We start from the raw sequence: 17,747 nt of genomic DNA, 5'->3' as shown, positions 1-17,747 counted from the left end.
ATTTCGCTTTTTTACTATTTGCTTATTCCGGAGAGTGACAGAAGAGGGGTATATTAAGAAAATTAATGGAATAATTAAGGAAGAACCAATAGACTGCAAGCTATTATTCCGCTTTTGTCTGCTACTTGCTTGAATAAACTCTTCAGCCTGGTTGGATAATCTCAAACTTTCCGCTTGTCCTTTATGAAAAACTTTCGCCTCTGTCAACCGTTTCCCCTGAAGCAGATAATCTTTCCCTTTTCCTCTATCTCGCCACTCCACAGCCGCAACTTCAATTTTCCGCTTTTGTCGCAATACATCCCGACTTTCCTCAATCCATTTGCGTAATAGCAACCAATGGCGAATCAGTGCTTCATGTGCTACATCTACCACAGCAATTTGATTAGATAAAATACTGGTGACAACTAGCTTCTCATCAGCTAACTGTTGAATTACTTTATTAATCAAAGCTTCTGAATACTGCGAACTAACTAAATCTCGTTGCACAACTTGTCTGCGCGTATCTTCTGTTCCTTCTCCCAACTGCGTCAATTCTAAAAAAATCCGCTTTGTTGCTTGCTGTTCCTCAAGTGATAATGACTCATAAACTTCTGTAGCGCGTGTTTGCAGGGTTCCTCTGACTCCACCTAGTTTGCTATACATAGTCAGGGTTAACCGTTCTTCAGTTCTTTGCTGCCATAATTCTGTCAGCGTATACTGCAACAACGGTAAACTCCCCGGTGAATCTTCTACATCGGCAATCATTTGAGAAACTAATTCCGGTTCTACTGCTAAGTTCACCTGTTCAGCCGGTTTGATAATTGCTGTTTCTGATTCCTCCCGATTCATCGGTGTTACTGTTACTAAATGCTCTTGAATTTTCTTAGCTAGTCCGCCATACTCTTGTTCGAGACATTTACCAAAGAAATCAGCGCGCATTGTGATTATTAGGCAGAGTTTATTGTCATTCCGTTGTAAAGCACTTAGCACACATTCAAAAAATTGCTGTCGTTTTGTAATGTCTTGACATTGAGTAAAAGCTTCCTCAAACTGGTCTACCACTAGCACTACGCGCTGAGTTTGTGCAGCAGTAATAATCTGTCCTAAACCAACTGCACCTTTGGCAATTAATTCTTCTGCTTGAGCTAATTGTGATGCGCGTTCGATATCTGATAATTCTGATTCTACAAATGCCAGTGCTAAATTTTGTAAGGGATTAATCCCTGGTCGAAATATTTTCAACTGCCAAGTATCGCTACCTGATAATCTACGTCCTAACTTTAATTGATAAAGTAAACCGGCTCTGACAACACTAGATTTACCACTTCCTGATGCTCCCAAGACAGCGAGGAAATTACCCGATCGCACTTTTTCTAATAATTCGTCTGTTAACGCTGTTCTGCCATAAAATAATTTCGCATCTGCTTCTGTACAATCAAAATAAGACAACCCTTTGTAAGGACAAATAGGTGATATCTGTACTGTGGGGTTAACAAGAGAGGAATTCCATTTGCGGGTGAGATTAATTGCTTCACCAGAGTTAGCAAAAATGGGACGCTGGGGAAAGGGGTGATGTTCTTGATTGAGCAAGTCTACTAAAGTGTAGTTACTCACCCAACGGTCTTGTTTTGATTCTAAACCTTTCAGCAGTGCAGCAGTGAGAACGCTGTGTTGGCTGTTAATATCTTCAAAAGCTACTTCAAAATCACGAGAAGCCGCTATAAAACACCTGTCTCTACCTTTACCGCGATCGCCTGGATCTGCCTCTGCAAAATTTAGCACTTCTCCGCTATAGCAGCAATCCAAAATCACAATTTGTTGTCTGACTTCACTTTCTTGCAACAGTCGTCGCAGCCATTGTAGAGATAATCCCCAATTACCCGCCTCCGGGTTGACTTCACTCGTTGCTAAAAAGCCTTCCTGAATTCCTAAATTTTTCCGCAATCCATGACCAGAAAAATACAGTAGCGCTGTGTCTGGCGGCTTCCCATCTGGCTTAAACAATTGGACGATCGCTTTTTCTAACTGAGTTAAACTAACTTTAGTTTGCTTACCAATGCGAATCGTCTGGTTTTCCTTATCTTTGACAGCTGGCAGCCGCGTTACTTTAAATTCACCATATTGTTGTAAGATTTGAGCGATCGCTTCACCATCGGCAGCTGGCGCGTTAAGACTCTTTAAGCGGTCATACGTATTAATTCCCACCACCAAAGCGTCTCGACTCATATTAGTAAGCTTTATGATAGTTTAGTCGCATTATTTCCAGCTTCTACAAGAAATTTACCGCATTTTCCGTAAAATTTTGTAGATAAGCACTGCTGGACTACCCTGACTTTTCACGTTATGTGGAAAAGTCCACGAAAAACCTAACCCCCTAACCCCCTTCCCGACGCGGGAAGGGGGAAATTCAAAGTCTCTCTCCTAAAAGGAGAGAGATTTAGAGAGAGGTTTTCCAGATGCCGTGAAAAGTCAGATGGACTACCCTACACGCAATTCTTTTCAGCGAGATTTATTCTATGACTCAACTCACACCCATTCATTTAGAAGATGGCACGATTATTTACATTGAAGCTACAGATAATATAGATGCTCCACCAGTCATTACCGAAGTTTCTCCAGAGGGAGAAGAAGAAGCACTAATTGATAAGGGATGGAATGCTGATGCTGCACAAAAACAGATAGTGCAAAATTTTCAAGCAATTGAAGGTACAATTCGGGCTTACACTGTTTATTCACTCAATGCTTTTAAGAAAATCCCTGTTGCTAATATTGATAAAGTCACTCTAGAATTTGGCATCAAAGTTGGCGGTGAAGCAGGTATACCTTACATAACTAAAGGCACGGCTGAAAGTAATCTTAAGGTAACGGTAGAGTGTTCGTTTCCTGACCAACCGGAAAAACAAACTCAGCAATCATGAGTCAAAGTATTGGCGCTGCTAAAATTTCGATTATTATTCCGGCTATTAATGAAGCGGTAAATATCAAAGAAGCGATCGCAACTACCCAACCCAGTACAAGTATAGAAGTGATTGTAGTGGATGGTGGCTCAAATGACAGCACGGTAGAAATTGCTCAATCTTTAAATGTCAAAGTTATTTCATCATCTTCCGGTCGTGCTGTGCAAATGAACGCGGGTGCTGTAGCGGCTAGCGGTGAGATTCTGCTGTTTCTCCATGCGGATACCCATTTGCCAACGGGGTTTGATGAGATGATTCGCACAGCGCTACAACAACCTGGGATTGTAGCTGGTGCTTTTAAGTTGCGGATTGATGCCTCACTTTTAAGTTTACGATGGGTGGAGTGGGGAGTAAATGTGCGATCGCATTTTTATCAAATGCCCTATGGCGACCAAGCAATTTTTTTAACAAAGGAAGTATTTCAAAAAATAGGCAGTTTTCCCGAATTGCCTATCATGGAAGACTTTGAACTCATGCGTCGTCTAAAACGCATCGGACGTGTTGTAATTATTCCCACACCAGTTGTCACCTCAGCCCGTAGATGGTTGCAAAAGGGAGTATTAAAAACTACGCTACTCAATCAAATAGTAATTATTGCTTATTTGCTTGGCGTTTCACCTGAGCGAATTTGTAGCTGGTATCGCCGAGAAAAATTGAAGAGGCTTTAAGCTGATTCTCATGTAGGTAATATATCTTAGAGGCATTGGATTTGGGGTTAAAGTTTTAAAGTTGAGCCTCAGAAGGTCAACGTCGAGCCTCAGAAGGTCAACGTCGAGCCTCAGAAGGTCAACGTCGAGCCTCAAAAGGTCAACATCGAGCCTCAGAAGGTCAACATTGAACCTCGGAAGGTCAACATTGAACCTCAGAAGGTCAACATTTAACCTTGGAAGGTCAACATTGAGCCTCAGAAGGTCAACATTGAACCTCGAAAGGTGAAACTTATAAAAATGAACAAGCGTTTATTAAATTCCAAACTCAAATTAATACTCCTAAGTTGCCTCATTGTCGCTCTAATAATTGCCGCTAAACAGTTCAACTTTCAGAAACTTTTACAAACCTCAATCATTTGGGTTCACAGTCTTGGTGCTTTTGGGCCTATCGCCTACATACTCATTTACAACTTGGCAACATTACTATTTATACCGGGTTCCCTCCTAACGCTCAACGGTGGTTGTCTGTTTGGTGTATTTTGGGGATCGATATATGTGCTAATTGCTGCAACACTCGGAGCAATCTTGGCTTTTCTGGTTGGACGCTACCTGTCGCGAGATTGGGTTTCTCGACAAATGGACAAACATCCTAAATTTAAAGCCATTGATTTAGCAGTTGCTAAAGAAGGATGGAAAATTGTTTTGCTAACTCGTCTTTCGCCTATCTTTCCCTTCAATTTATTAAATTATGCTTTTGGGATAACACAGGTTTCTCTCAAAGACTATATATTAGGTTCCTTCGGCATTATTCCCGGTACTGTGATGTACGTTTATATTGGTTCTTTAGCTGGTAATCTTGCCACGATTAACACCTCTCATCAACCAATTACTCCAGAAACTCAAGTCTGGCAATGGATAATGCGAATAGTTGGGTTGATTGCTACCGTTGCTGTAACTGTATATATCACAAAAGTTGCTCAGAAAGCATTAGTTCAAAGTGTGGCAGTAGAAGAAATCACAACCCATGAAAAAACTAACAATCATTCAGATATTTAAAGCCTCTCTGCGAGACGCTACGCGAACGACTCCGCTCGGCTTTAACACTGAGCGAAGCCGAAGTGTTAAAAGTATTATTAATACTAAAAACTTACAGAAGTTTTTTAGGCTAACTGTATTAATATTACTAATATTGGCGAGTGCTTTCGCATTTAACACAGACCCAGCTTTGGCACAAGAATCTGCAAATCCAAATTCTTTCAATCCCCAAACAATTTTACGCGAAGCCTTGCAGTGGATTGAAAGCCTGGGTGCGGTGGGAGCCATAGCTTTTATTGCCCTTTACATTATTGCCACCGTCGCTTTTTTCCCAGGTTCTATTCTCACCTTGGGAGCTGGTGTAATTTTTGGTGCAGTTTGGGGTTCTCTCTACGTGTTTATCGGTGCAACCCTTGGCGCTACAGCTGCTTTTCTCGTCGGACGTTATTTAGCAAGAAGTTGGATTGCTCGGAAAATCGCAGATAACAAAAAATTTGTCGCCATTGACCAAGCGGTAGGTAGAGAAGGATTAAAAATTGTCCTGTTAACGCGACTATCCCCAATATTTCCTTTCAATTTGCTCAACTATGCCTTTGGCATCACGGGAGTTTCACTTCAAGATTACTTTATCGGCTCTCTAGGGATGATTCCTGGAACCATTATGTATGTTTATATTGGTTCCCTTGCAGGTAATCTGGCGATGATTGGCACTGAAGCTCAACCTACCAACCCGACTTTACAATGGGCAATTCGCATCTTGGGTTTGTTTGCGACAGTCGCCGTTACAGTTTATGTAACCCGGATTGCGCGCAAAGCTTTAGAAGAAGAATTGTAGAGTAGCACCACTGTACAAGTCTATGTCAACTGGAAATTGCTGTAATATCATGTCCGCGTAATTAGTTATGATTCCCATAGTCATTTCACCCCCTGAATCCCCTTGCTAATGGGCTAAAGTACACACAGTCAAATTACCCCCTTATAAAGGCTACGGTGTATGTCTCGTTCCCAGTCTCAGACTGGGAATGCCGTTCTAGAGGCTCCGCCTCCCTTGCTGGCGGCAGAACCGCAATTGAAGTGCATTTCTAGCCTCTTGCTGGAAACGAGATTTGAAAAGGTTTATACAGGAAAGGTTCAATCGTATCTGTCAATTCCCAAACTGACAAAACAATTCAAAGGCTGTATTTCTTATTAAACAAGCATAAAAAAGAAAAGACTGAACTGCCTAAATGAATCAGGATTCTTAATTTTAAAAGAGGTTTTGCTAATGACCAATTCAGATTTAGAAATAGTTACAGTTCGCCCAATAGACGAGTATAACCAAAAGTTGGTGTCTTACGTCCATCCGCCAAATTGGGTTAATCCTCAACCTGCCGATGTTTACGACTTGGTAGTAATTGGGGCTGGAACGGCGGGATTAGTCGTGGCGGCGGGGGCTGCGGGTCTGGATTTGGGTTTAAAGGTGGCGTTAATTGAAAAGCATCTTATGGGTGGAGATTGCTTAAATGTTGGTTGCGTACCATCTAAAACTGTTATTCGCTCTGCCCGCGTTGTTGGCGAAATCTGGGATGCTAAAGACTTGGGAGTTAATATTCCCCAACATAATATTGATGTTGATTTTCCCAAAGTTATGGCCAGGATGCGGAAGATAAGAGCTGATATTAGCCCTAACGACTCGGCGGAACGGTTTCAAAAGTTGGGTGTCGATGTCTTTTTGGGTAGCGGTCGATTTGCAAGTAAAAATACGGTGGAAGTTGGCGATAAAACCCTTAAGTTTAAAAAAGCTGTAATTGCAACTGGCGCAAGAGCTGCACAACTGTCGATTCCAGGAATTGAACAGGCGGGTTATCTAACCAATGAAACGATTTTTTCTCTAATTCAACGACCGGAACGTTTGGCGGTGATTGGTGGCGGGCCCATTGGTTGCGAATTGGCGCAAGCTTTCCGGCGTTTGGGTTGTGAGGTGGTGCTTTTCCATAGCGGTTCTCATCTCCTAAATAAAGAAGACCCTGATGTCGCTAAAATACTCCAAAAGGTTTTGATTAACGAAGGAATTCGCGTAGTACTCGATTCCAAGCTGGAAGAAGTGGTAACTGTTACTGAAGGAAAACGCCTTTACTTTTCCTCTAACGGTCATCGAGATTCGGTGACAGTCGATGAAATTTTAGTTGGTGCGGGGCGATCGCCAAATGTCGAAAATCTAAATTTAGAAGCTGTGGGTGTAGAATATGACAAGCACAAAGGTGTGAAGGTAAATGATTACCTGCAAACGACCAATCCCAAAATTTATGCAGCTGGCGATATCTGCATGAACTGGAAGTTCACCCATGCTGCTGATGCCGCAGCGCGGATTGTAATTAAAAATACCCTGTTTTCTCCCTTTGGTTTAGGACGCTCGAAACTCAGTAGTTTGGTGATGCCTTGGGTAACTTATACTGACCCAGAAATTGCCCACGTAGGGTTGTACGAACACGAGGCGCAGAAATTGGGTATTGAAGTGACAACGATTGAGATTCCTTTTAGTAGTGTAGACCGAGCGATCGCAGATGGTGAAGACTTAGGATTTCTCAAAATTCACCACAAAAAGGGGTCTGATGAAATTATCGGTGCAACTATTGTCGCCAGTCACGCGGGTGAGATGATATCAGAAGTAACTACGGCAATGGTGAATAAAATTGGTTTGAGCAAGTTAAGCAGTGTAATTCATCCTTATCCCACTCAAGCCGAAGCAATTAAAAAAGCCGCTGATGCTTATCGTCGAACACTTCTGACATCAAATACCAAAAAATTGTTGGGATTTCTGACAAAGTTATCTTAAGCAAAATCAGCGAACGGTCAGATAACTGTTCGCTGATAACTGATAATTTTTATGTCATCTCTAAACCAACGTGAGTTCGATGAACCTCTCCCTCCCAACCTCCCTCTCCCACGGGGAAAGGGAGGAGCAACAAGAAATTAGGGTTTTGGCTCCCCTCTCCGTGTCGGAGAGGGGTTGGGGGAGAGGTCAAAAAAGGGCTTGTCGAACTCACATTAAACTGTATTTATCTCTACACAGGTCGGAAACGATCGATCTCGCCTCCGGTCAAGTTTGCATAATACAGATTACCATCAGGGCCAGTGGTGATTTGTGTAGGCAGTCCGAGATTAGGCCTGTCTGTTTGGGAAGCAAACCGCTTAACTGAGGTAACTTTACCTTGACTATCTAATATCAAAGCATCGATAGTTCCTTGACTGAAATCACCAATGAATAAGGCACCTTGATAGATTGCAGGGAAAGTACTACCTGTGTAAAAGTCACCCACCAGGATCGAATTAGAACCAGAATGCTTGTAGGTGTACAGTGGTTCTGTAACAGATGAGCCACTATTATAGAAGGCTTTTGCTGCATCTAAATTAGCGTAGGCTGGTTGTTTCAGACTGACGACATTACCATTTGCATCAAGGCCACCTTCATAGAATGGCCAGCCAAAGTTAGCTCCTGGTTTTCCGACATTCACCTCTTCGTAAGTACCGAAGCCAACATCACCAATTACGGGAGTATTGGTCTTTTTATCAATTGTGAAACGGAAGGGGTTACGCAGACCGTAGTCATAAACTTTGGAAATATTGCTATTGGCGTCACCGTTGTAGAAAGGATTGCTTGATAAGCCTTTACCAGTAATCGGGTCAATCCGCAAAATCTTGCCGGATAGATTATTCTTATCTTGGACGCGAATTGCTCGGGGGTCTACTCCATTGTAGGAAGTACCATCTCCTAAGCTCACAAATAGAGAACCATCAGTACCAAAACGCACAGAACCAACTGAGTGAGATTCACTATCATTGGCTATAAAATTCTGGATATTTTGGACTTTATCGAGATTATTCAGATAATCCTGCAAGCTGGTAAACGGCTTACCAGTATCTTTGTTGAGAATTCCTGATGGTGCATAGCCAAGTGAAACATTTGTGCTATTTCCATCTGGGTGGCTGATATTTGCCCAAGTGCCATTTGTGCCGAGTAGTACAACTTCGCTGCCAGCAATTGCAGTAGTGTAATTAGTATTGGGGTCAGCTGTGAAGCGACTTAGGCGTGCAGTCCGATTCCCATTCTGATCGGGATCGTCCAATGTGCTATTGGGATTATTCTTAGAATTGCTTGTATTAGTTTCTGGTGGATCGTAGGTATACAACAGATAAACATAGTTATTGCCGTTTGGACTTTTACCAAAATCTGGATGTACGGCAATGCCTAACAGACCGCGATCGCGCGTATCATTTACCTGTCCGCGAATATCAGTAAATGGTGTTGATAATAAGCTACCGTTTTTCATGACTCGCACTACCCCATTTTTCTGGGCAATGAACATACTGTTACCATCAGGTGCCCATTCAAAAGCTGTAGGTTGATTCAAACCAGAAGCTACCGTATCTAAAGCAAAATTACCAGAGTCATTATCAAGAATAGTGATACTTGTCTGTTGATTAGTTAACTGCACTCCAACTGGGTTACTGAACTTCAAGGTAAATGTTTCATTTGATTCCCCAACGTTGTCATTCAGAATGGGGATAACAATTGTGTTGCTGGTTTGTCCGACTGCAAAATTCAAGCTTCCAGATACAGCCTGGTAGTCAGATCCAGCTTTAGCAGTCCCATCTTGGGTTATGTAGTTGACGCTAGCAGCCGCCGAAGCATTGCCCCGTATAACTGTCACCTTGGCAGTACCGTCACCCTCATTAACTACTGGCTGACTGAAATCGAGGCCGGAGCGATCGTTGTCTTGAATTGTAATTGAGAGAGTTCTTTGGACTCCTAGTGTTGCCCCCTCTGCCTGATCGATGACAAAATTAAAGCTTTCATCTGGTTCTATCGAGGAATCATCATTGATCGGAATCGATATCTGTGTGCTGCTTTGTCCCGGCGCAAAAGTTAGGACTCCAGCACTTTCAACGCCTTCACTGCCATAGTCAACTCCTTTTGTAGCAGTATTAGCTATAGTCGCATACTTGATTGAAGATGTACTACTTAAATCTCCAGTTCTAATTAGTTTGACGGTAACACTACCATTGCCTTCGTTCACAATCATCGAAGACGAGCCTAAGGTGATAGTGGTCGGAAGAACTGGTGAATAAAGTTGAGACTGAGGAATGATTTCCTTCGCCTGAGAGGCGCTTGACCAACGCAGTTGAGAAACGGCATTGGATTTATTTTCGTAGTACTCAAGTTTAATATCGTACTTCTGACCTGCAACCAATGCGATCGAGCCACTAGATTCAGTGGCAGCTTGATCGACAAATTGACTGATGATTTGTTGACCATTCACCCACAGTCGTACACCATCATCAGCAGTAGTGTAGAACTTGTAAGTTTCGCTGTACTTGGCTTCTACCTGACCTGTCCACCGTACTGAGAAAGTATCTGCATCAATCGACGGAGCGGGAGAATCAGCGCGCCAGTTAAAGTTCACCGTCGGATCTGTAGTAGTTATCTTCAGGTTAGTGAAGTCGATGTTGTCGTAGTACTCTCCTTTGAGTCCATTCCCACTACTAGGTGTGCTGACAACATTACTATACAGTTGGGACTGGGGAATGATTTCCTTGGCCTGAGAGGCGCTTGACCAACGCAGTTGAGAAACAGCATTGGATTTATTTTCATAGTACTCAAGTTTAATATCGTACTTTTGACCTGCAACCAATGCGATCGAGCCACTGGATTCGGTGGCAGGTTGATCGATAAACTGATTGATGATTTGTTGACCATTCACCCACAGTCGCACACCATCATCAGCAGTGGTGTAGAACTTGTAAGTTTCGCTGTACTTGGCTTCTACCTGACCTGTCCACCGCGCTGAAAAAGTATCTGCATCAATCGACGAATCGGGAGAACCAGCACGCCAGTTAAAGTTCACCGTCTGATCTGTACGAGTTACCTTCAGGTTGGTGAAGTCCATGTTGTCGTAATACTCTGCCTTGAGTCCATCTCCTTGAGAGAGTAGGCTAGACCGAGCAGAAATATTGGTTTGTCCTTGGTCAATACTTTCTAGAGATGATTTAGTAGTAATTACTGGACTTACAGATGTTGATAAGTTTTGATTTGATGCCATAATTTAGTGTTTCAGGATTAATTTAACATTGAATATTTCAACAAAAATGCATCATGAAGCTTGATATAAATATACTGATAAGCTAACAATTGATTAACTTATAAATATATATTTAGTAATTACTAATCATGAATAATTAATTGAAGAATATATTAGTCTTTGTTTTCTTTCAAAAATTTACTGAATTCTTGATACCTTCTAAATTTTATTGATGTGCAGATGCATATCAGCAAGGTAAGCAGTGCTTAAGAAAGCAAATACATGCGTAATTAGTCAAATGCAATAACTTTACATAGATTACTTAAGTATTCTTGTAGTGCTTACACATTTGACAATAGATGGCGGTGTTATGTCTATCTTCTGTATGGAACTTTGTTTAAATATTCATATTGAACTATCCTTTTTTAAAGGAATATAAAAGTTTTGATGATGTTTAAATAAAAAATGCCAAAATATCGGATAATCTAATGTGTATATTGACAAATTTATTAACTATATAAAATTTGTATAAAGAAAAATTTTAATATTTAAAGATTTAAAAAATTAATATTTATCTATGCTTCATTTTGACTATTACTTTATCTCTTTGTTACCAGAACCAGCAAAAATATAGTAATAACCTAAAATCAGTGGAACAAAAACTTTTGCAAGAGCCTTACCATTCATGCATTTAAGCTAGAAAACACAATCCAATACTGCTCGGTTAAAGGGAAAAGAGAAAAGGATTGGAAGGCTCGATATATAAAGTTTTTTTCCCTTTAACCTTTTCCCTTCCCCCCAAAACCCTACTCTTTGGTTCATTTACAAAAGTTTTCAATTTACTCTAAGTCAGAAAAATTACAAGTTTGACGTTGCACCTTCCCACTTTCCCCTAGACTAAGGGCAGCAACCTTGTTCAAACTGGCAGAGGAAAGTGGACTTTGACTGAGACAAACAATTTAAACTCTACCATCCAGAATCTCTCACGCAGAGAATTGCGAAATTTAGTGCGGACTCAGCTGCAAATGCTCCTAGAAGCAGGAGACTTGCAAGGAGCAAAATCAATTCTCGTACCCGTGCAGCCTGCGGATATCGCCGAGGCGATTGAGGGTTTACCAGAAGCGATGCACGCTTTGGCTTTTCGCTTGCTTTCTAAGGATGAGGCTATAGAAGTTTATGAATATCTCGACTACAGTGTTCAAGAACGGTTAATTGAAGAACTTAAAAGCCAGGAAGTCTGCGATATTGTCGATCAAATGTCGCCGGATGACCGAGCTAGGTTATTTGATGAATTACCGGCAAAAGTCGTCAATCGCTTGCTAGAACAACTGAGTCCAGCTGAACGTCAAGCTACAGCCCAACTATTGGGTTATGAAGCTGATACAGCTGGGCGAATTATGACGCTAGAGTTGATCTCGCTGAAAGAAAATTTGACAGTATCTCAAGCTCTAGAGCGAATTCGCAACTTAGCTAATGCCAGTGAGATGATTTATTATCTTTATGTCATGGATGCGGCAAGGCGCTTAACGGGGATTGTATCGTTGCGGGAATTAGTAACGTCTCAGCCTGAGCAAATGATTGGCGAAATTATGACCCGCGATGTGGTGTTTGTCTACACTGATACAGATCAAGAAGAAGTTGCAAGATTAATTCAAAGATATGATTTTTTGGCTGTGCCTGTAGTAGATCGAGAACAGCTTCTAGTAGGTATTGTTACGGTGGATGATGTAATTGATATTCTGCAACAAGAAACCACCGAGGATATCTATGCTTTGGGTGGTGGCGTGCAGTCGGGGGGCGATAATTATTTTCAAATGAATTTGCTGGAAATCGCTCGGAAACGGGTTGTCTGGTTATTAGTCTTACTTGTAACCAATACCGTTACAGGCACAATTATTAAGTCGCAAGAAGATATTTTAGCAAAAGTGGTGACACTGACGGCCTTTATTCCCTTGTTAACTGGTACTGGGGGTAATGTAGGCGCTCAATCTTCCACAGTGGTGATTCGCGGGATGAATACCGATGAAATCCGATCGCGCGGTGCATTGCAAGTAATCAGCCGAGAAGCGATCGCAGGCGCCCTATTGGGAGCAATGTTAGGTACGATCGCTACTGTCTGGGCTTATTTTCTGCAAGGACGATTAGAAGTAGCGATCGCTGTCGGCACTAGTCTGGTAGCTATTTCTCTTTTAGCTTCGATCTCCGGTTCAGCACTGCCGTTTCTATTTCGCTATCTGCGTTTAGATCCGGCATTAATGTCAGCACCGTTCATCACCACAGCAGTTGATGTTGTAGGTGTTTTGATTTACTTCAATTTGGCGCGGATAATTTTAAAGTTATGAAAAGAGTCATTGGTCATTAGTCATTAGTCATTAGTTTTTGGTAACGCACAAATGACAAAAGACAAATGACTAACTTAACTTTTACAATTCTGATTCTGTATCTGGAGCAACAATTTCGCCAGTACCCAATTGCAGTATCATGTCCTGGTCAGTAATCAATCCGCTAAGTTCTTTCACTTGTAAATTCATGTCTTCACAAGCTTGTCTAAGTTCTCTGGCAAATTTGTTGAGGTCTTGACCATAGCCACATTGATAAGCAGCAGTTTCAATTCCTTGCTGGGCATTTGCTCTAGCACAATCTACTAGTTCTCTGCCATTCAGTGGTGTAAGAGATGCCATAAACGTAGTTATTATTTCTTAAATGTACGCTGTTAGACAGACTATCAATATTTCGACATTAAATCATCCCTCCAATGGATGACCATGAGGGTAGAATTATAAGTTTAGAGTTAGGAGTTAAAAGTTAAAAGTTAAGAGTTATAAGTTTAGAGTTAGGAGGTAAAAATTAAAAGTTATAAGTTTAGAGTTAGGAGGTAAAAGTTTCAGTTTAAAATATCTTGTTTATAACTTCTAACTCATAACTCCTAACTCCTAACTCCTAACTATTCTACTTACCCATTGACAACATCTCCACCATTGACATGTAACACTTGTCCAGAGACATAAGAAGCATCATCAGAAGCTAAATATACGTAGCTAGGAGCAACTTCTTCAGGTTGTCCGGCTCGTTCCATTGGTACTTGTTTGCCAAAAGTTTCAACTTTCTCTTCGGGAAAAGTTGAGGGAATTAAAGGTGTCCAAATTGGCCCTGGCGCGACAGCATTAACGCGAATTCCTTTGGATACCAAATTTTTTGATAAGGAGCGAGTAAAAGCAACGATCGCACCTTTTGTAGAGGAATAATCTAGTAGTTGTGGACTACCTTTATAAGCTGTTACCGATGTGGTATTGATGATAGCGCTGCCCGTTTGTAAATGCTTGAGTGCAGCTTTAGTCATGAAAAACATTGAGAAGATATTAGTGCGGAAAGTTCGCTCTAGTTGCTCTTCGGTGATTTCTTCAATACTTTCTTTCGGATGTTGTTCGGCAGCGTTGTTGACGAGAATATCGAGTTTGCCAAACTCACCAATTGTTTGTTGTATGGCTTGCTGACAAAAACTTTCATTGCCAATATCACCCGCAATTGTTACTGCACGACGCCCTTGTTTTTCTACCAAATGTTTTGTTTCTTTGGCATCATCGTGTTCGTTAAGGTAAAGAATAGCAACATCTGTACCTTCTTTTGCAAATGCGATCGCAACAGCACGACCAATCCCACTATCTGCACCCGTAATCAATGCTACCTTATCTTGTAACTTGCCACTACCGCGATACTGAGCATCATCAGCTTTGGGTTTTGGTGTCATTTCTGATTCAACACCTGGTGTTTCTTGTTGCTGTGGTGGTTGCAATTTTTGCTCTTTTTTCTCTTTTGGTTCTTTTGATTTGGCCATCTGTTTTACCTTGGTAATTGAATATTGAATGGGTGTTGAAAAAGGGGAATTGGGCACTAGTTATACTCCATCTTTCTCCTATTTCCTATTTCATAACTAAACCTTGGATCGAAAATTCAACCCAAGGTTTATTTTTTGCTTCGACTCTCACTAGCCATTTGCAATTTTAGGCATTTATATCCTGGATGTTTGCCAAACTTACTTATTTCTAGCAACTGTACGCGACTTACATTATTTATCCTCACGCCTGACCATGAAATAAGTACACAACTGCGATGCGATCGAGAATTTCTCTTTTTCACCTGCTTTCAAATTAACTATTATGTTGCTCTACTTTATCGCCCCCTAGAGGTAAACTAAGCTGCAATTAGCTCAACCTTAAGAGGGAAAAGAAATTAAAGAAGTCAGCGATTTACGAGTTGCTATAGCTCGATCGCTCCTTGCGGACTTCCGGGAATTTTTTACAAAACTACCTGAATCTTGACACAGCGACTATACATCGTCCAAAAGGGTGCGTGGTGCGCTACATTGAGATTATTAGAGGGCATGGGTTATGGCAACATTAAATATTTCCGAGTTAGAACAAGTTGAAAAGTTTCGCCACTTACAATTAACCCTGCGCGATCGCTGGAAAACGAGCGAAATATTTGACAATAGCGAAGCGGATATTTTAATTATTCCCTCCTTGAGTCTTGACCAGGGAGAACTCCAAAAGATCGAAGGCTGCGAGCATTATGAAGAAAGATTACTATTTTCCTTAATTCGGTTGCGGAATCCCCGAACTCGACTGATTTATGTAACATCAGTACCGCTGCATCCAAGTATCATTGATTATTATCTGCAATTGTTGCCAGGAATTCCCTTTTCTCATGCTCGCAATCGCTTGCTGTTACTTTCTACTTACGATTCCTCTTTTAAGCCTCTAAGCCAAAAGATTTTAGAACGCCCACGCTTGCTAGAGCGGATTCAGAAATCTTTGAGGCTAGACAAATCATTTATGATCTGCTACAACTCTTCGCACTGGGAAGGCGAATTGTCTTTAAAATTGGGTGTACCACTGTATGCGGCTGCACCAGATTTACAAATTTGGGGAACAAAAAGTGGCAGTCGGGAAATCTTCAAGGAAAGCGAAGTACCGCATCCAGATGGCAGCGAAAAAGTTTGGAACCATACAGATTTGACAGAAGCTACTGTTGATTTGTGGGAACGGCAACCAACATTAAAACGGGTAGTAGTAAAACTTAACGAGGGCATTTCTGGAGAGGGAAATGCATTGTTGGATCTCAGACCGATTGAGAATTTAGCACCAAACACTGGTACTCATGCCGAAAGGATAGCAGCAATCAGCGATCGCTTATCAACGATGCGCTTTCAAGCAAAACAAGAGACTTGGGATAGTTTTTTGGGAAAAATGCCTGAGTTAGGGGCAATCGCTGAAGCATTCGTGGAAGGGGAAATTAAGCGATCGCCCAGCGTTCAAGGACGGATCACTCCCCAAGGCGAAGTGGAAATCCTGTCAACTCACGACCAAATTCTCGGAGGGCCAGACGGTCAGATTTATCTTGGTTGCAGCTTTCCTGCTGATGAAAGATATCGATTGCAATTACAGCAATTGGGACTTCAAGTTGGCAGAAAGCTAGCAGATAAAGGCACTTTAGAGCGGTTTGGTGTAGATTTTATCGCCGTTGAGAAGGGTAATGGAGACTGGGATATTCAGGCGATCGAAATTAACCTGCGTAAAGGCGGTACAACGCATCCATTCATGACCCTGAAATTATTAACAAACGGTCGCTATGACCTTTCCACGGGTTTATTTTATAGTCAACAAGGTCGTCCAAAATATTACATTGCCACTGATAATCTGCAAAAAGAGCGCTATCAGGGATTATTACCCAATGATTTGATGGATATCATTGCTCACCACAGACTGCACTTTGACAGCGGTACAGAGACGGGTACAGTATTTCATCTTATGGGCTGCCTTTCGCAGTTTGGCAAGGTGGGATTAACCAGCATCGGTGATTCACCGCAACAAGCACGAGATATTTATAACAAAGTTGTCAAAGTTCTCGATGAAGAAACCCGCAACGAAAATCGTGATTTCTCGGCATTTTCAGATTATTCCTTTCCTGTAGTTTGGGATGAATTATAAGCTAACGCGCCGACATATTGCACAAACTCCGTGTAGACCGTCATTAGTCATTAGTCATTAGTCATTTGTGTTTACTAAGGACAAAGGACAACCTCTCCTGAAGGAGACGCTGCGAGTAGCTTGCTTCCCCAGAGGGGTACACCAGTTGATGTGCTTTTCTTTTTGCGTAACAGCTTAGTTAAGGAATGTCGTTTGTAACCTCGATCGGGGCACAGCAAGCCTTGTGCCCCAATGATATTATGTCTGCCAGTTATATATACAGCGTATTTCAGGTAAATGAAGTACACGGGTAGGGGCATATGTTGTGCCCCGCCGATTAGTTCTAAATGGGCCGATCGCTGTTAGGTAAATTTTGCTGGTTGTTTTGCGGTTTACCAGATTGCAATTGCGTATATATATAGGTTACTACGGCTAAAGTTAGCCCAATAGCCAACACCACGCCTACGATTCGCAAGAAATTGGGAGTAATTCTCGTAGTTAGCTGCTCACTTAGCCTTGGTTGGTAAATAGTATCATCCGCTCGTGTTTGTGTTCTGCTTTGATTAGACGCAGGTCGTGGCTGATACAACGTCACATCTGGTTGCACTGACGGTCTACTTTGATTAGATCCTGGTCGCGGCTGAAACAACGTCTTATCTGGTGGAACTGGCGATCTATTTTGATTAGATCCTGGTCGTGGTTGAAACAACGTTTTATCTGGTGATACTTGTTGACCGCTTTGATTCGATCCTGGTCGTGGTTGAAACAACGTTTTATCTGGTGATACTTGTTGACCGCTTTGATTAGATCCTGGTCGTGGTTGAAACAACGTCTTATCTGGTGGTACTTGTTGACCGCTTTGATTAGATCCTGGTCGTGGTTGAAATAACGTCACATCAGGTTTGCTGGCGTTCGGATTATTCACAGGACTCTGTTGATTTTGCTCAACTGGGTTAAATGGTCTGGGAACGGTTTCGTGATTTGAGCCTTGGTTGTGTCCCGCCTGAATGGAAGGAACGCTTTGCTCAGATTGGTTTTGCTTAATCGGGTCAAATGGTCTGGGAACCGTTTCGTGATTTGAGCCTTGATTGAAACCAGATG

At 41.8% G+C, this 17,747-nt stretch carries 12 protein-coding genes and 1 pseudogene; 8 read left to right on the top strand and 5 right to left on the bottom strand.

The window, feature by feature from the left end:
• Positions 1-2,205: caspase family protein (locus RM368_RS28790; protein ID WP_322697223.1), on the bottom strand; the 2,205-nt coding region annotated here is incomplete at its 3' end.
• Between the two features lie 290 nt (positions 2,206-2,495).
• On the opposite strand from RM368_RS28790, the gene RM368_RS28785 reads away from it, so the two are divergent.
• From RM368_RS28785 to RM368_RS28760, 6 genes are all read left to right on the top strand, one after another.
• The gene (locus RM368_RS28785) at positions 2,496-2,897 is read left to right on the top strand and encodes a CU044_2847 family protein (protein ID WP_322697222.1); all 402 of its coding nucleotides are present in this window, start codon (positions 2,496-2,498) and stop codon (positions 2,895-2,897) included.
• Complete coding sequence (locus RM368_RS28780) at positions 2,894-3,604, top strand: TIGR04283 family arsenosugar biosynthesis glycosyltransferase (RefSeq protein ID WP_322697221.1); 711 nt, start codon at positions 2,894-2,896, stop codon at positions 3,602-3,604. The genes RM368_RS28785 and RM368_RS28780 overlap by 4 nt, the downstream gene beginning before the upstream one ends.
• A 279-nt stretch (positions 3,605-3,883) precedes the next feature.
• Positions 3,884-4,642: a TVP38/TMEM64 family protein gene (locus RM368_RS28775; RefSeq protein ID WP_322697220.1), complete on the top strand. Its 759-nt coding sequence runs from the start codon at positions 3,884-3,886 to the stop codon at positions 4,640-4,642.
• Positions 4,611-5,456 (top strand): TVP38/TMEM64 family protein, encoded by an 846-nt coding sequence (locus tag RM368_RS28770; protein ID WP_322697219.1) that lies wholly within the window; start codon positions 4,611-4,613, stop codon positions 5,454-5,456. The genes RM368_RS28775 and RM368_RS28770 overlap by 32 nt, the downstream gene beginning before the upstream one ends.
• Before the next feature lie 159 nt (positions 5,457-5,615).
• Entirely contained in the window at positions 5,616-5,813 is a 198-nt protein-coding gene (locus tag RM368_RS28765; protein ID WP_322697218.1) for a hypothetical protein, read from the top strand.
• A gap of 72 nt (positions 5,814-5,885) precedes the next feature.
• The gene (locus RM368_RS28760) at positions 5,886-7,436 is read left to right on the top strand and encodes a mercuric reductase (RefSeq protein ID WP_322697217.1); all 1,551 of its coding nucleotides are present in this window, start codon (positions 5,886-5,888) and stop codon (positions 7,434-7,436) included.
• 229 nt (positions 7,437-7,665) lie between these two features.
• On the opposite strand, the gene RM368_RS28755 is transcribed toward RM368_RS28760, so the two are convergent.
• Entirely contained in the window at positions 7,666-10,701 is a 3,036-nt protein-coding gene (locus RM368_RS28755; RefSeq protein ID WP_322697216.1) for a PA14 domain-containing protein, read from the bottom strand.
• 920 nt (positions 10,702-11,621) lie between these two features.
• Here RM368_RS28755 and mgtE point away from each other — a divergent pair.
• Positions 11,622-13,022 (top strand): magnesium transporter, encoded by a 1,401-nt coding sequence (gene mgtE, locus RM368_RS28750; RefSeq protein ID WP_322697215.1) that lies wholly within the window; start codon positions 11,622-11,624, stop codon positions 13,020-13,022.
• An 81-nt stretch (positions 13,023-13,103) separates the two neighbouring features.
• Here the strand turns inward: mgtE and RM368_RS28745 are convergent, their stop codons facing one another.
• Both RM368_RS28745 and RM368_RS28740 read right to left on the bottom strand, forming a co-directional pair.
• Positions 13,104-13,361, bottom strand: a complete 258-nt coding sequence (locus RM368_RS28745) for a hypothetical protein (RefSeq protein WP_322697214.1) — start codon at positions 13,359-13,361, stop codon at positions 13,104-13,106.
• 272 nt (positions 13,362-13,633) lie between these two features.
• Positions 13,634-14,515: an SDR family oxidoreductase gene (locus RM368_RS28740; protein ID WP_322697213.1), complete on the bottom strand. Its 882-nt coding sequence runs from the start codon at positions 14,513-14,515 to the stop codon at positions 13,634-13,636.
• A gap of 553 nt (positions 14,516-15,068) precedes the next feature.
• Here RM368_RS28740 and RM368_RS28735 point away from each other — a divergent pair.
• Entirely contained in the window at positions 15,069-16,667 is a 1,599-nt protein-coding gene (locus tag RM368_RS28735; protein WP_322697212.1) for a peptide ligase PGM1-related protein, read from the top strand.
• A 322-nt stretch (positions 16,668-16,989) separates the two neighbouring features.
• Here RM368_RS28735 and RM368_RS28730 read toward each other — a convergent pair.
• Positions 16,990-17,747, bottom strand: a pseudogene (locus tag RM368_RS28730) (serine/threonine protein kinase); the annotation flags it as partial.

Source organism: Nostoc sp. DedSLP03 (genome assembly GCF_034530815.1).
Lineage (GTDB): Bacteria > Cyanobacteriota > Cyanobacteriia > Cyanobacteriales > Nostocaceae > Nostoc.
Note: the sequence above shows the minus strand (reverse complement) of the source record. Positions and strands in the feature narration are given on the sequence as shown.

Coding starts and splice junctions, on each gene's coding strand:
- RM368_RS28785 (WP_322697222.1), top strand. CDS start 2,496: ATGACTCAACTCACACCCATTCATTTAGAAGATGGCACGATTATTTAC.
- RM368_RS28780 (WP_322697221.1), top strand. CDS start 2,894: ATGAGTCAAAGTATTGGCGCTGCTAAAATTTCGATTATTATTCCGGCT.
- RM368_RS28775 (WP_322697220.1), top strand. CDS start 3,884: ATGAACAAGCGTTTATTAAATTCCAAACTCAAATTAATACTCCTAAGT.
- RM368_RS28770 (WP_322697219.1), top strand. CDS start 4,611: ATGAAAAAACTAACAATCATTCAGATATTTAAAGCCTCTCTGCGAGAC.
- RM368_RS28765 (WP_322697218.1), top strand. CDS start 5,616: ATGTCTCGTTCCCAGTCTCAGACTGGGAATGCCGTTCTAGAGGCTCCG.
- RM368_RS28760 (WP_322697217.1), top strand. CDS start 5,886: ATGACCAATTCAGATTTAGAAATAGTTACAGTTCGCCCAATAGACGAG.
- RM368_RS28755 (WP_322697216.1), bottom strand. CDS start 10,701: ATGGCATCAAATCAAAACTTATCAACATCTGTAAGTCCAGTAATTACT.
- RM368_RS28745 (WP_322697214.1), bottom strand. CDS start 13,361: ATGGCATCTCTTACACCACTGAATGGCAGAGAACTAGTAGATTGTGCT.
- RM368_RS28740 (WP_322697213.1), bottom strand. CDS start 14,515: ATGGCCAAATCAAAAGAACCAAAAGAGAAAAAAGAGCAAAAATTGCAA.
- RM368_RS28735 (WP_322697212.1), top strand. CDS start 15,069: ATGGCAACATTAAATATTTCCGAGTTAGAACAAGTTGAAAAGTTTCGC.